This is a genomic window from Desulfonauticus autotrophicus (genome assembly GCF_055381725.1).
In genome coordinates this window covers 1,224,395-1,238,900 of sequence record NZ_AP042395.1, presented here as the reverse complement: position 1 = coordinate 1,238,900, position 14,506 = coordinate 1,224,395, and the positions used below count along the sequence as shown (strand labels likewise).

Annotated in this window: 16 protein-coding genes, 1 tRNA gene and 2 pseudogenes; 17 read left to right on the top strand and 2 right to left on the bottom strand. The window is 32.3% G+C overall.

Annotated elements, in window-relative coordinates; all coding sequences use genetic code 11:
* Positions 1-37: 37 nt before the first annotated feature.
* Together ACZ42F_RS07065 and trhA are read left to right on the top strand one after the other, a co-directional pair.
* Positions 38-973 (top strand): AEC family transporter, encoded by a 936-nt coding sequence (locus tag ACZ42F_RS07065; RefSeq protein WP_464278443.1) that lies wholly within the window; start codon positions 38-40, stop codon positions 971-973.
* A 29-nt stretch (positions 974-1,002) separates the two neighbouring features.
* Entirely contained in the window at positions 1,003-1,644 is a 642-nt protein-coding gene (gene trhA, locus ACZ42F_RS07060) for a PAQR family membrane homeostasis protein TrhA (RefSeq protein WP_464278442.1), read from the top strand.
* A 13-nt stretch (positions 1,645-1,657) separates the two neighbouring features.
* On the opposite strand, the gene ACZ42F_RS07055 is transcribed toward trhA, so the two are convergent.
* Positions 1,658-2,239, bottom strand: a complete 582-nt coding sequence (locus ACZ42F_RS07055) for a YkgJ family cysteine cluster protein (protein WP_464278441.1) — start codon at positions 2,237-2,239, stop codon at positions 1,658-1,660.
* Between the two features lie 53 nt (positions 2,240-2,292).
* Positions 2,293-2,369 (bottom strand) — tRNA-Arg (locus tag ACZ42F_RS07050).
* A 235-nt stretch (positions 2,370-2,604) separates the two neighbouring features.
* Here ACZ42F_RS07050 and phnC point away from each other — a divergent pair.
* The 15 genes and pseudogenes from phnC (at position 2,605) to ACZ42F_RS06975 (ending at position 14,503) form a co-directional block, all read left to right on the top strand.
* On the top strand, positions 2,605-3,390 hold the full coding sequence (gene phnC, locus ACZ42F_RS07045) for a phosphonate ABC transporter ATP-binding protein (protein ID WP_464278440.1): 786 nt from the start codon (positions 2,605-2,607) through the stop codon (positions 3,388-3,390).
* Between the two features lie 28 nt (positions 3,391-3,418).
* Entirely contained in the window at positions 3,419-4,288 is an 870-nt protein-coding gene (gene phnD / locus ACZ42F_RS07040) for a phosphonate ABC transporter substrate-binding protein (protein WP_464278439.1), read from the top strand.
* A 63-nt stretch (positions 4,289-4,351) separates the two neighbouring features.
* Positions 4,352-5,209 (top strand): phosphonate ABC transporter, permease protein PhnE, encoded by an 858-nt coding sequence (phnE, locus tag ACZ42F_RS07035; RefSeq protein ID WP_464278438.1) that lies wholly within the window; start codon positions 4,352-4,354, stop codon positions 5,207-5,209.
* A 2-nt stretch (positions 5,210-5,211) separates the two neighbouring features.
* Positions 5,212-5,628, top strand: a complete 417-nt coding sequence (locus tag ACZ42F_RS07030) for a phosphonate C-P lyase system protein PhnG (protein ID WP_029965892.1) — start codon at positions 5,212-5,214, stop codon at positions 5,626-5,628.
* Between the two features lie 15 nt (positions 5,629-5,643).
* Positions 5,644-6,180: a phosphonate C-P lyase system protein PhnH gene (locus tag ACZ42F_RS07025; RefSeq protein WP_464278437.1), complete on the top strand. Its 537-nt coding sequence runs from the start codon at positions 5,644-5,646 to the stop codon at positions 6,178-6,180.
* A complete protein-coding gene (locus ACZ42F_RS07020; protein WP_464278436.1) occupies positions 6,180-7,202 on the top strand; it encodes a carbon-phosphorus lyase complex subunit PhnI in 1,023 nt (340 codons plus the stop codon). The genes ACZ42F_RS07025 and ACZ42F_RS07020 overlap by 1 nt, the downstream gene beginning before the upstream one ends.
* Positions 7,147-8,045, top strand: a pseudogene (locus ACZ42F_RS07015) (alpha-D-ribose 1-methylphosphonate 5-phosphate C-P-lyase PhnJ). Before ACZ42F_RS07020 ends, ACZ42F_RS07015 begins: the two are co-directional and overlap by 56 nt.
* Positions 8,017-8,847 (top strand): ATP-binding cassette domain-containing protein, encoded by an 831-nt coding sequence (locus tag ACZ42F_RS07010; protein WP_464278435.1) that lies wholly within the window; start codon positions 8,017-8,019, stop codon positions 8,845-8,847. The pseudogene ACZ42F_RS07015 and the gene ACZ42F_RS07010 overlap by 29 nt, the downstream one beginning before the upstream one ends.
* 8 nt (positions 8,848-8,855) lie before the next feature.
* Complete coding sequence (gene phnL, locus ACZ42F_RS07005) at positions 8,856-9,554, top strand: phosphonate C-P lyase system protein PhnL (RefSeq protein WP_464278434.1); 699 nt, start codon at positions 8,856-8,858, stop codon at positions 9,552-9,554.
* Positions 9,547-10,686, top strand: a complete 1,140-nt coding sequence (locus ACZ42F_RS07000) for an alpha-D-ribose 1-methylphosphonate 5-triphosphate diphosphatase (RefSeq protein WP_464278433.1) — start codon at positions 9,547-9,549, stop codon at positions 10,684-10,686. The genes phnL and ACZ42F_RS07000 overlap by 8 nt, the downstream gene beginning before the upstream one ends.
* Positions 10,686-11,213, top strand: a complete 528-nt coding sequence (locus tag ACZ42F_RS06995) for a hypothetical protein (protein ID WP_464278432.1) — start codon at positions 10,686-10,688, stop codon at positions 11,211-11,213. The genes ACZ42F_RS07000 and ACZ42F_RS06995 overlap by 1 nt, the downstream gene beginning before the upstream one ends.
* Before the next feature lie 359 nt (positions 11,214-11,572).
* A pseudogene (gene chrA, locus ACZ42F_RS06990) lies at positions 11,573-12,694 on the top strand (chromate efflux transporter); the annotation flags it as partial.
* Between the two features lie 46 nt (positions 12,695-12,740).
* Positions 12,741-13,121 (top strand): GTPase, encoded by a 381-nt coding sequence (locus ACZ42F_RS06985; protein ID WP_464278431.1) that lies wholly within the window; start codon positions 12,741-12,743, stop codon positions 13,119-13,121.
* Complete coding sequence (locus ACZ42F_RS06980) at positions 13,112-13,750, top strand: DUF933 domain-containing protein (protein WP_464278430.1); 639 nt, start codon at positions 13,112-13,114, stop codon at positions 13,748-13,750. The genes ACZ42F_RS06985 and ACZ42F_RS06980 overlap by 10 nt, the downstream gene beginning before the upstream one ends.
* On the top strand, positions 13,751-14,503 hold the full coding sequence (locus ACZ42F_RS06975) for an RNA methyltransferase (protein WP_464278429.1): 753 nt from the start codon (positions 13,751-13,753) through the stop codon (positions 14,501-14,503). It begins immediately after the preceding gene.
* Positions 14,504-14,506 lie beyond the last annotated feature (3 nt).

The following is a 14,506-nucleotide window of genomic DNA, read 5'->3' as shown; positions in this document are numbered from 1 at the left end:
GATAAGTTTTAAAACTGGTAAAAGGACGGCTCTTTACTTGAGTCGTCCTTTTTTTTATCTAAAAAGGATGCACAATTATTTAGCTATTCTTACTTTTTTAAGTTTGGGTTTTCTTTTAAAGAGGATAAAAAGCATTCCTGAAAATACAGGAACAGTATTGAATTTAATTGTTATTTACATTTCTTTGCCAGCTTTAATCTTGTTAAAAGTTCCAACTCTTAAATTTTCCTGGGATTTACTTGTCCCCACCTTTTTACCCTGGATTTTGCTTTTGGTTTCTGTACTTTTGATTGGTTTATGTTCCTACTGGTTTAAGTGGAATAGAAATATTACAGGTGCTTTACTTTTAGTAGTGCCTCTGGGTAATACCTCTTTTCTAGGTATTCCCATGGTGCAAAGTTTTTTTGGCGAGCAGGGAATTCCCTATGCCTTGATTTATGACCAATTGGGTTCCTTTCTGGCCCTGGTGCTCTATGGTTCTTTAATCCTGGTTTTTTATGGAGAAAAAGAAAATAAGCCCACCCTGGGGGCGATTTTGCAGAGAATAATTTCCTTTCCACCTTTCTTAGCCCTTTTGCTGGCTTTGCTGGTTAAGAACTGGCTGCTATCTTCTGAACAGGCAAAGGTTATTTTAGAAACCCTGGCTGCCACCCTGGTGCCCCTGGTAATGATAGCTGTGGGTTTTCAATTCACTTTGCGTTTGAAGTCAGAAGAATTTAGCAAACTATTATTGGGTTTGGGAATAAAAATGCTTATAATTCCTTTAGTTGCCTGGGCAGGGTGTAAATTGCTGGCCTTAGAGGGACTGGCTGTGCAGGTTTCTATTTTTGAGGCTGCCATGCCTCCTATGGTTTCAGCAGGTGCTTTAGCCATAATTGCAGGTTTGGCCCCAGAACTGGTCTCTGCCTTGATTGCTGTAGGCATTTTTCTAAGCTTTATTACTTTACCTTTGTTTTACCAGTTGTTAATGTAAAATAAGTATCTTAAAAGTAAAGTTTAACAATGAATAAAAGAGTAAAATATTATCCTCCCTTAGAAGAAAAGATAAACATAATATCACATGGTTTAGGTACTTTTCTAGGGCTAATTGCTTTGGGTATTTTAATTTATCTATCCAATAACTATGATGATAATGTCTATTTATTTAGTGCGCTTGCTTTTGGACTTAGTTTTATCAATCTCTATGCTGTATCTACTATTTATCATAGTATAAAAAAGGAGAGTTTAAGAGTTAAGCTAAGAGCAATTGATCACGCTTCCATTTATGTTTTTATTGCTGGTACTTATACCCCTTTTGCTTTGATTATATTGCCAGATAAGGTGGGCTGGACTGTATTTTTTCTTTCCTGGGCTTTAGCCCTGCTGGGAATTGTCCTAAAGATATTTTTTACTGGCAGGTATATCTTTTTGTCCTTACTTACTTATCTGGGGATGGGCTGGATGATAATTTTTTTTCTAGACCCTTTAGTTAAAAACTTTTCCTTACCAGGGCTTATCTGGTTATTGGCTGGAGGGGTTGCCTATACTTTGGGAGCAATTGTTTATGCCCTAAAGAAAGTAAAGTTTAACCATGCCATTTTTCATCTGTTTGTCTTAATAGGCAGTGTTTGTCATTTTATATCTATTGCTTTTTATGCCTTTTAAAGAAGGTTAAAAACTATCTTAAAAAAGGCTTAATGAGGTCTAAAACTTTTTCTAAAGGTCTTCCAAAGTAAAAATTTAAAATACTATCTTTTAATTCCAACTTGTTTTTCAGATATTCTCTAATATTAAAATCAAAGTATAGAGCATCTTCTACTTTTTTGATATTTTTTTCTTTTAAATATTTTTTTATTTTGTGAAGATTACATATCCTTTCGTGTTCTTGAATGATTTCTCCCAGGGCAGATTTTCTTTTGATAATATCCAATCTGTGCAGAAGATTTTTATACTGGATGTTTAGTAAGTTTTGAGGCTGACTGCAAAAGAAATTTTTGCATTCAATGGGTCTGTTTTGGTAAATGGAACAAGAGTTTTGTTCCAAAAATATACATTTTGAGTTTTCAGTTCTTATTTTAATAAGCTCTTCTTTTAAAACAAGGTATTGTTGGCTGCTATGCTCAAAAACCACTTCACCCTGGCGCAGGGTAAGAAGTTTATCCCTGGCAATGATTTTTTGAATAACCAGTTCCTTATCTTCCTGGTGTAAGGTGGGTGGGCTGGTCTCACAGCATTTGGCACAGCGTTTACAGGCAGACATGGATAATAAAAAAGCTTACCCCAGAAGGGTAAGCTTTCCTTTCCTTTTTTGGATGGTGCGCCCGGGAGGATTCGAACCCCCGGCCAAGAGCTTAGAAGGCTCCTGCTCTGTCCAGCTGAGCTACGGGCGCCCAAACAGAGGAAGCTTTTTATACTTTTTGTTGGAGTTAGTCAATTTTTTTGTGAGTCAAATTTTGATTAATTTGTCTTTATGTCGGTTAAGTCTAGAAGTTTTTTGGGAGATTTTGAAGTGTTTTTCATAGGATTAGTGGTTGATAGAGACAATGTAATCTTTTTTTTATTGTTATGTAATATATTGGTAACATAGTACACTAATATACTTCCTAACAAAACAAAGGAGGTTTTATGGTTATTGAAATTGAAAAGGCAACAATAGGTTATAAGGAAAAAAAAGTACTTAATTCTATAAAGTTATGTATAAAAAAAGGAGAGTTTGTAGGTATAATAGGGTGTTCTGGGGCTGGAAAAACTACTCTTCTTAAAACGTTATCTGGAAAAACAGATATTTTTGAGGGAGAAGTAAGAGTTTTAGGTTATGATTTAAATAATATTAATAAGAAAGATCTTTCCAGATTAAGAAGTAAAATAGGTTTTATTTTTCAGGGGTTTAATCTTGTGGAAAGAATGAGTGCTATAGAAAATGTATTAACAGGAATGCTTTCTAAAATATCATTATGCAGATCTGTGATAAAGCTTTATAAAGATGAGAACTTAGAAAAAGCTTATAATTGTTTAAAAATAGTTGGGTTAGAAAAAGAAGCACTGGTGAGATGTGATAAGTTATCTGGTGGCCAGAGACAGAGAGTAGCAATTGCTAGAGCGTTGTCTCAAGAGCCAGAAATAATTCTGGCAGATGAACCAGTAGCTGCCCTGGATGTATATAGTTCAAAACAGGTGATGGATATATTATGTAAAGTTAATAATGAATTGCAGGTTACAGTAGTAGCTAACCTTCATCAGCTAGATATAGCTAAGCAATATGCAAAAAAGATTATTGGAATAAAACATGGTCAAATAGTTTTTAATAATAGAGCAGATTTTCTACTGGAGAAACATGTTAAAAATATTTTTTCAGATGCTAATAGCTATATTTATACTTCTGAAGTGTATGATAAGTATTTAATTGCATAATTTTTATTTTTATTTAGGAGGTTAAATTATGAAAAAAGCTTTGTTTGTTCTATTTAGTTTGTTTTTTTTGTTGGTAAGTAATTTGTCTTTTGCTAAAGATGAAAGACAAGAATGGCCTAAGAAAATTGTTTTTGCTGTAATTCCTGTAGCTTCTAGTAGGGAAATGACAGAAAGTTTTAGACCTTTGATTGATTTTTTAGAAAATGAGTTGGGGATTGGTGTAGATTTTAAAACGGCTGATGATTATTCTGCTGTTATCACAGGCATGATGTTTAAAAAGGTAGATGTAGCTTACTTTGGTCCAAAATCTTATTGTGAAGCTGCTAAGAGGGCTAATGCAGAAGCTATAGCTGTAGAGTTAAATAAAGATACAGGAGTTGCTGGGTATTATGGTTTGATTATTACCAAAAAAGGTTCTGGATTAAAGAGTATAGAAGATTTAAAAGGCCATAGTTGGGCGTTTACAGATCCTCAGTCTACAAGTGGTACTTTAGTTCCTTCAGTGTTTTTTGCTCGCATAGGGATAGATCCTAATAAATACTTTAGTAGAGTATTATATTCAGGAAGTCATGAAGCTTCTATTTTAGCTGTAAAAAATGGCAAAGTAGATGCTGCTTCTACTAATGATTTAGATTTTGCTAGAGGTTTGGGTAAGCACTGGTCAGAGTCAGACTTTAATATTATATGGAAATCTAAGATGATTCCAGGATCTCCAATTGCAGTAAGAAAAGATTTACCATCTTCTTTAAAAATGGCTTTAAAAGGAGCTTTCATTTCTTTTAAGGATAAGAAAGGTTTAAATAAATTGAAAATAAAGGGTTATGGTCCTGCGGATGATAGTCTATATAATAGTGTAAGAGAGTTAATAGAGTTTAAAGAAAAATTAAAAAGGAAATAATTAACTTTAAAGTCCTCTATCTTAGTTATAGAGGACTTTAAAAAACAAAAATTGGATGTCTATATGGATGCTTTACAAATAAAAAAAGAAATTTCTCCTTTAAAGCTAAAGAATGTTGTAATATTTGTTATTTTTTTCCTGGTGCTTGCCTGGTCTTGGCATTCTACAGAAATGGGGTTTTTAAAACTTATAGAGGGATTAGAATCTATTTGGATATATATTAAGGGAAATCCCAACATAAAAAATAGTAGTTTTTTTGATTTAAATTTAAGTCCTTATTATTTAAAAATATACTTTAAAGCTATTGTAGAAACTATCCAGATGGCTTTATTGGCTTTAATTATTTCTATAATAATAGCATTTCCTCTTTCTTTTTTATCTTCTAGGAATTTATTAAATATTATGATTCCAGGTAAAAAGGTAAAAAATATTATTGTAAGGAAATGCATATATTATTTTGCTTTTATTTTAGCTAATATTTTTAGGTCTATCAATGAACTTGTGTGGGCCTTAATTTTTGTTACTGCTGTTGGTTTGGAACCTATGTCTGGAATTTTAGCTTTAGGTATTCATACCGCAGGTGTTTTAGCCAAGCTGTTAGCTGAAGGAAATGAGAATATAGATCCAGCTCCTATAGAAGCTTTAATTTCTACAGGAGCTAGTTTTTTAAAAGTAATAAGATTTGCTGTTTTACCTCAGACTCTTCCTCATTTTGTTTCGATGGTTCTATATCGATTTGAGTCTGATGTTAGATCCGCTTTTGTCCTTGGTTTCGTGGGTGCTGGTGGAATAGGTTTTTATTTGTTTGATGCCATGCGTTCTTTTGATAATGGAAGTGTTTCAACTATTTTGATTATGATAGTAATTACAGTATATATTATTGATAAAATAAGTGCTTATATTAGATATAAGGTGGTATAAATATGAAAAGAGAAGATTTAAACTTTTTTTTACAGTATTGTGATAGGGGTGAGATAAAAAAAGTAATAAAAAATATAAGAGAGAAAGAAAATGTAGAAGTTGTTGTCCCACCAGACCAGGTATTGTTAAACATACCTGTAAAAGATCAGGTTTCTGATATTATTTTTTATGCAGGAGAGGTTTTATTTACTCAATCTTATGTGAAGGTTAATAAAGTTGAAGGATGGTCAATGGTAAAAGATATAGATAATAAGCTCTCTGAGTATATTGCTATTCTGGACTCTTGTTTTGCACAGGGTATATATGTTGAAGAAATAAAAAAATTATTAAAAAATGGAATAGATAATTATAATCTAGTAATAAATAAAGACAGGCAGATAGCTACAAGTACAAAGGTAGACTTTGAAATTATGGTTTAAATATGGAGTGTAAAAATGGATATTGAAAAGATAAATAGAAACAATTTTAGAAGTTTTATGAATGCCTTAGCCTTTCCTGGAAGGTGTTTTGTTATAGAGCCCATTAATAAATCTTATCTTTTATCAGCAATTTCTGTATTTGTGTTCTCAGAGGCAAGTTACTATGTAGATTTAGAAGATAAAAATATCTTAGGTTATGTTGATATTTTAACTAATGGTAAAAAAAGCTCTATTCAAGAAGCTGATTATATTTTTCTAAGTAAAATTGAAAACTTTTATGCTATTCAAGAAGCTAAAATAGGTGATTTTTTAAATCCAGAAAAAAGTGCTGTTGTTTTTTTAGAGACTGGCTATAGTAATAACATAAGATATTGCCTATCTGGTCCTGGAGTTAATGGAAAATTAGATGTCTATTTACTTATAGATTATGAAATTATCAAACTATTTTTAAATAAAAATAAAAATTTTCCCTTGGGTATTGATATGTTTATTTTAACCTTAGACGGTAAGGTGTTTGGGTTACCAAGAACAATCAACATAGAGGTAGAATAATGGCTTACGTAGCTGCTAAAGGTGGAGAAGAAGCTATAAAACATTCTAGGATAGAATATTTTAAGTTCATTAAAGAAAATAAGAATATTTATCTAATAGATAGGGTGTTAAGTGAAGGTGGGCTCTATTCTGAAAAATTAGTAGATAAGGCTATTATATTAGCAGGAGGAGATTCTTTTTGTTCTTCATTTTATTTAAGAGCACAAAAAACTACTTATAAGAGAATTGGAGATTCTTTTCCTATATCTATTTTAGATTTTAGAGTGATTAGAAGAATTTCTTCTACTTTTAAGGATATACCTGGTGGACAAATATTAGGCCCAACTAGCGATTATGTGTTAAAAATTTTAAATAATGATATTTTTAATTTAAAAGAAAATATAGAAGAACCTTTAAAGTATGAAAGGTTAATAGATAATGAAAAATTAGCTAGTGCTGTAGATTTAATAAAAAATAAAGGATTAATTTTGCCTCTGCAAGTAGAAGAAGAAAAGCCTTTTGATATTACCAGAATCCCTCCTTCCCCGCCTTATCCTCGTTCTGCTGCTTTACAAATAATGTCAAGAGGAGAAACTGGAGGGATGCTCTTATTAGCTTATACCTCTATGAGAGGCTATGGAGATGTTCATCCTACTATAGGTGATTTGAGAATTGGTTATGTTGGTATTTATTTTAAACATCCACTTACTGGTAAAAAGGTAAAATTAGGAGAAATAAGAGCTACTTCCTGTGAAGTTGTTGGAACTTCAAAAAAAGATGATGAATTTTTTTTCACAGTTGGATATGGTTTTTGTTTTGGCTTTAATGAGACAAAGGCTATTGCTATGGCTGTTTTAGATATTGCCATGAGTTATCCATCTTACACTTTAGATAGTAAGAGTATTGTTCAGAATAAAGAGTTAGTATTGATGCATATAGATAGTATTGAGTCCCTTGGATTTTGCAATCATTATAAATTACCTCATTATGTTACTTTTCTTTCTGATCTTAAAGTTGTGGAAAGGAGTAAAAAAGATGAGTAAATATATTAACTATTCTTATTTGGATGAAGACACTAAGAAGGAAATAAGAAGAGCTATAATTAAGGCCATTTCAATACCTGGATATATTGTACCCTTTGCTTCACGAGAAATGCCAATTTCTAGAGGATGGGGGACAGGAGGATTACAAATAACTTTAACTATAATTAAAGAAGAGGATATATTAAAAGTAATTGATCAAGGAAGTGACGATTCTGTTAATGCAGTAATTCTTAGAGAATTTATTAGTTCCTGTTCTTTTTGTAAGACAACAAAAGATACAACTAAAGCCAGTATAATTCAGACTAGACATAGGATTCCAGAAACTCCTACTACAGAAGAGCAAATCTTAGTTTTTCAGGTGCCATATCCAGATGTTTTGGTTACTGTAGAGCCTGATAGCTATATACAAAAAAAATTACATGCTTTTCATGACTATTCTAAGCTATGGATTCTTCTTTTTGATGATATTTTTGCAGTAGGTGATAGTAGATTTACACATAGATATCCTGTTAGAGTTAATGATGGATATGTTATGGATCCATCTCCTATTCCTAGATTTGATATTCCTAAGTTAAATAATAATAAATCTTTGTTATTATTTGGAGCAGGTAGAGAAAAAAGATATATGCAATACCTCCTTATACAAAAGTTGAACCACTTAAATTTGAAGATATAGAATTTAAAATAGAGTTATATGAAGAAATAAGATGTGAAAAGTGTGGGGCCAAAGGGGTATTTTTTGATATATTTGAGGATAGTTGTGGTGAAAAACATTATTATTGTAATGATACAGATTTCTGTGAGAGGAATAGATATGCTTATAGAAGTAAAAGAAGTAAGTAAGATATTTGGTAATTCCTGTGGAAGATGTAAAAAATTTACAGGAGTAAATTATAATACCTCTAAATGTCCATATTGTAACAGTATTGTTGCTGTAAATAAAGTTAATTTTTCTTTAAGAGATGGTCAATCTTTAGGGATTGTAGGAGAAAGTGGTAGTGGAAAATCTACCTTACTAAATATTTTATACCTTTTAGAAAATCCAGATGAGGGAAGCATGTTTTTATATGAAGATAATATGTCTTCTCCTAAAAATGCTTTTTGTTTTAATTTATTAGAGCAAAGTAGATATCGAAATTCTTTTGCTTCTATAATTTTTCAAAAAGTAGAAAGAGGGTTAAATTTTCATTTTTCAGCAGGAGCTAATGTAGCTGAAAGAATTATTGGATTTGGTAATAGAAGATTTAACGATATAAAAAAACAAGTTTTAGAATTACTTTCCCAAACTGAAATAGATATCTCTAGGAGTAAAGATTTGCCTATGAAATTTTCAGGAGGACAGCAACAAAGAATTCAGATAGCCAAAGCCTTGGCTAATTCTCCCAGACTTTTGTTATTAGATGAGCCAACTACAGGACTGGATGTCTCTATACAAGCAAAAATTATTGATTTGATTAAAGAACTTAGAGATAAATTTAAATTTTCAATGATTTTAGTATCTCATGATTTAAATGTAATTAAACATTTAACAGAGATAACAGCTGTAATGAAAAATGGAGAGATAGTTGAAAAGGGATTGACAGATCAAATTTTAGAAGACCCTCAGCATCCTTATACCCAATTGCTTATAAGTAGTATGTTATAGGAGAGAATATGTTGAAATTAAGAGTTTATAACTTAGAAAAAAAGTTTAAATTACATACTCAGAGAGGTAAGACAATAAAAGTATTGAATTCGATATCTTTTAATCTAAAGCAAGGAGAATTCCTGACAATTATTGGACCGAGTGGAGTTGGAAAATCGACCATCCTTAAGTGTATCTATAGAACCTATAAACCAACTTCTGGAGAAATTATTCTTACTAAAGATAATGGAGAAAACATTAATCTACATTCTATAGAAGATGATGAAATTTTAGAGATTAGAAAAAAAGAGCTAGGATATGTAAGTCAGTTTTTAAGAGTCTTGCCAAGGGTATCTACTTTAAAATTAGTAGCAAAACCTTTATTAGAACTAGGTGTAGCTGAAAAAGAAGCTCGAGAAAGAGCACAAGAGTTATTATTGCTTTTAGGGATAAAAGAAAGTCTTCATGACTTATCTCCTTTAACTTTTTCTGGTGGCGAACAACAAAGAGTAAATATTGCTAGAGCAATCATTGCTCCTAAAAGGTTACTCCTTCTAGATGAGCCAACAGCCTCTTTGGATGAAAGGAGAAAAAAGATAGTTATCGATATTTTAAAGAAATTAAGAGAAAAAGATAAGGTAACTATTATTGGTATATTTCATGAGTTTGATTTAATAAAAGATGTTAGTGATAGATTTTTTAAAATAGGGAGTTTCTATAATGAATAGAAAATGTTTTAAGATAAAATCAAAAAGAATTTTAATAAAAGATAGAATTGTTTCAGGCACTATTTGTATTAAAAATAATATTATTGATAGTATATGTGAAAAATACAACCAGGATGTAGATTATGATCTTAAGGATATGCTTATCACTCCTGGGTTTATAGATATGCATTCTGATGCTATAGAAAAAGAGATAGAACCCAGAACAGGGGTATTTTTCCCTTTAGAAGAATCTATTATTGATTTGGATAGAAAAATTAAGATTTTGGGGATAACTACTGTATTTCATGCAATTGCCTTTGAGACAGAGATTCCTGAAAAAATAAGAAGTCATGAGTTTTCTAAAAATATTATAAAAAAAATAAAGGAGTTGCATTATGGTTTGGATGTAAATAATTTAATTCATCTAAGATATGATGTCTCCACTTATGAATCTATAGAAATAGTTAAAAGTTTAATAGAGGATGGAGATGTAGATCTTATCTCCATTATGGATCATTCTCCAGGACAAGGACAATTTAAATCTATAGAAGCTTGGAATCACTATTTTTCATCTAGATATAAACTGGAATTAGACGAACTTGAACTATTAAAAAATAAAAAAATGAATAAGAGTGTAGAACATATTTTAAAGGTTATTGATCTGGCAAAAAGGCATAACTTGAAGGTTGCTTCTCACGATGATGATACTTTAGAGAAGTTGGATTTTATTTATAAAGCAGGAATAACTATTTCGGAATTTCCTGTATCTTTAGAAGTAGCTAGAGAAGCTAAGAAAAGAAATATTGCTATAGGTATGGGGGCGCCAAATGTAGTAAGAAATAAAAGTCAATCTGGCAATATTGCGGCTAGAGAACTTATTGATATGGGACTTTGTGATTATCTTTGTTCAGATTATCATCCTTCTTCCTTGCTTAAAGCAGTTTATTTATTGCATAAAGATATGAATATGGATTTAGAACAAGCCTTTTCTTTCATTACTTATAATCCTTCCAGAATTCTTGGACTAAATGATAGAGGGGTAATTGCTCAAGGTAAGAAAGCGGATTTAGTAGCTATTAAAGATAATGATTATCCACCAGAAGTTGTTATGACTATTTGTAATGGAAAAATTGTTTATTCTAAGGATATATAATGAATACAAAGATATTTTTAGTTACTGGCCCTAGTGGTGCGGGTAAAGATACGTTGATTAAATTAGCAAAGGAATATTTAAAGGATAATAAAGAAGTTATTTTTTTGAAAAGATATATTACTAGGAAGCCTGATAAAAATGAGGAAAATTATTATTTATCTAGAGAAGCTTTTTTTATTTTAGAGAAAAGTGGATTCTTTTTTACCACCTGGAAAGCTTATAATAATTTGTATGGGATAAGTTTTAACGAAATTTGTTTAAAAAATAAAAAAGTTATTATTTCTATATCTAGAAAAAAAGTAAGTTGCTTTGAAAGGAAATTTAATTATGTACATACATTATATATAACTGAGAGTGTAGAAAAGATAGAAGAAAGACTTAATATGAGAAAGAGAGAACCTGATGATATGATTAAAAAGAGATTGTCCAGGTATAATATTATGCCTGATACTAATAATATTACATTTATATATAATACAAATTTAGATAATTCTTTAAAAAAAATTTTAGATATATTAAAAAGATAATATATTAGAAAGAATTATGGTTAAATATATAGTATTTAACTAAGAATATTTAAATATAAATAGGAAGAATTTTTCCTGGATTTGTTATAATTTCTTTAAATTTAGGCAAGCTTTTTTGTTATATTTGAATTTATTTGCTGAAATAGCTTGCCTAAATTTCAGCGAGTCTAAAGATAGTGTCTTATTTCTCCCCATTTCCAACATAGACAGCCCAGTGAATTTTCATTATCTAGGCACAGGTTGACTAAAGACGAGAGGTTCATTGATAGGTCTCCTGACTCTAAGCATGCTAACTTCTTTGTATTAAATGAAAAAATAATGAACCCCCAAAATATACCTTACAGGAAACTGTTTTTTCTTTTTTAAGATTAGGCCTTACCGCCTTTGGTGGTCCAGCTATGGTAGCTTATATCAAAGAGCTTGCAGTAAATAAAAATAAGTGGCTAACAGGCCAATGTTTTCAAAATGGTGTTGCTATTTGTCAGTCTATACCTGGAGCTACTGCCATGCAAATGGCTGCTTATGTTGGATTGAGAACTAGAGGAGTTTTAGGCGCACTCTGTACCTATATAGGCTTTGGGTTACCTGCCTTTTTATTGATGCTTGTTTTTAGCACTTTATATCAACGCTTTGCAAATGTAAATTTTGTGATGTCCCTTTTTAATGGCCTTCAACTTATTGTCATTGCCATTGTAGCTAATGCAACCTTAAGTTTTGCCAAAAATATTTTAAAGACTTGGGCTGATATAGTGTTTACTATATTGGCTGCTACATTTTTACTATTTAATGGCAATCCTATTTTAGCTATTTTAGGATGTGCTGTCCTGGGAGTTTTTATATACTCAAAGAATAATTATGAAAAAATTAATGCTCAGGAGGTTTCGTTAAAGTCTAAAAAAAATTCAGCTGGCTCTTTTGCTCTTTTGTTTATTTTTTTGCTGGGACTACTTTTACTTTTCTTGTTTGATAAAAAATTATTTAAGCTAGCTTATCTTATGGCCAGAATTGATTTGTTTGCTTTTGGAGGAGGATATGCTTCTTTACCCTTAATGTTTCATGAAGTTGTTAAACATATGCATTGGCTAAGCAGCAAGGTTTTTATGGATGGAATTGCTTTAGGCCAGGTTACTCCAGGCCCTATAGTTATAACTTCCACTTTTGTTGGATATTTGTGTTTTGGTATTATTGGTGCTCTTGTTGCTACTATTAGTATGTTTAGTCCTTCCATTATAGTTTTAACTTTTACTGTTCCCTATTTTGATAAAATTCAACATAATGTTTATTTTAAAAGGGCTCTTAATGGAGTTTTGGTATCTTTTGTTGGTTTACTACTTGCAGTTACTGTTAAATTTTCTTTTGCTGTAGATTGGAGCTTGTATAAACTACTTATAACGATATTGGCCTTTATTGCCTTGTATCGCAAGGTGGATATTCTTTGGGTAGTAATGGCAGGAGCTATTATTTCTATTTTTACTTTATAGATGTTAATACCCATTTGTATAATGGGTTTTATTCTAGGGAGGTAATATGAAAACCGCTATTTTAGGCTTTGCTGGCAGTGGAAAAACAGATCTTTTTGGGGCTTTGGCTGGCCCAGGCAGTGAAAATTTAAACCGAGCCATGGTAAAGGTGCCTGAGCCTCGTTTGGACCCTTTGGCTGCTCTTTTTAATCCCAAAAAGATTACTTATACAGAAATAGAATATGTGGATATTCCCGGTGGTGGAGGCAAGGGAGAGGGCCTGGGCAATAGATTGCTAAATGAAATCAGGGCCTTTGACTGTTTGCTGGCTGTACTGGATGGCTTTTCTGGAGTAAATGAGCCCAAAAATCAGTGGCAGGCTATTGAGACGGATTTTTTGATTGCAGACCTGGCTGTGGTGGAAAAAAGCTGGAAAAGATGGCCATAGACAAGAAAAAAGCCAAGGGTTTAGTAGACCCCAAGGAAGAAGCCTTGCTGGAACAGGTAAAAGCAACTTTGGAAGCTGAAACACCTTTGCGAGAAGTGGAAGAACTGGCTTTAGCTCCTGAACTTCGAGGTTATTGTTTTTTAAGTGCCAAGCCCATTTTGTATGCCTGGAATGTATCTGAAAACAAGTTAAGTTCTTATTCTTTACCAGAAGGCAAACCCAGACAGGAGCACATCCTGGTTTCTGCCAAATTAGAAAAAGAAATGGCTGAATTAAGTGACCCAGAAGAACTGCAGATGTTTATGGAAGATTTGGGAATTAAGGAATCTGCTTTGGCTAGGGTGATTAGAAAAACCTATGAGCTTTTAAATTTAATTACCTTTTTAACGGCTGGTGAAAAGGAAGTAAGGGCTTGGCCCTTGCGTAAGGGGAGTAAAGCACCTGAAGCTGCTGGAGTTATTCATTCAGACTTACAAAAGGGATTTATTCGTGCTGAAGTTTTGTCCTGGGCAGATTTTGAAAAGTATGGGGATTTTAAATTGGCCAAAGAAAAGGGAGCCTTACGTCTGGAAGGCAAGGATTATATAGTTGAGGATGGAGATATCATAACCTTTCGCTTTAATGTCTAAATGAGTAATTTGGTGTTAGAAAATCTCAGTGTAATTCTGGTGCGGCCCAAATTTTCGGAAAACATAGGCTCTGTAGCAAGGGCCTGTGCCAATATGGGCTGCCCCAATTTATATCTGGTAAATCCCCTTAATTTTGACCTGGAAAAGGCCTTGCCTTTAGCTACTCCCAAAGGGAAAAGAATCTTAGAGGGCATTGCCCTTTATTCTTCTCTGGAAGAAGCGCTTAAAAACTTTAATTTAAGTGTGGCCACCACTGCTAGAATTGGGGGATGGCGCAAAAATATCTTGCTTCCAGAAGAAGCTGCTCAAGAGATTAAGGAGATGGTATATTTAAAGGGTAGGGTAGCTTTGGTCTTTGGTTCAGAGGACAAGGGCCTTACCAATGAAGAAATATCCCTTTGTTCCAGGCTGGTTTCCATACCTACTATGCCAGAAGCCTGGTCCTTAAACCTGGCCCAGGCAGTTATGATTTTGCTTTATGAGTGTTTTAAGCAATTATCTTCCCGCAAAATAAGACCCATTCACGACAAAAATCTCAAACTGGCCTCGCAAAAGGATTTGCAGGTACTTTTTGACAATCTAAAGGAAACTTTATTGGCCATTGATTTTTTGCATGCAGATAATAATCCAGACTACTTTATGCTGCCGGTAAAAAGGTTTTTTAACCGGGTGAAATTAAGGAAAAATGAATATAACCTGTTTATGGGGATTTGCAGGCAGATTAAGTGGTTAAAAAGTAAGGTAAAAGAATAGCTT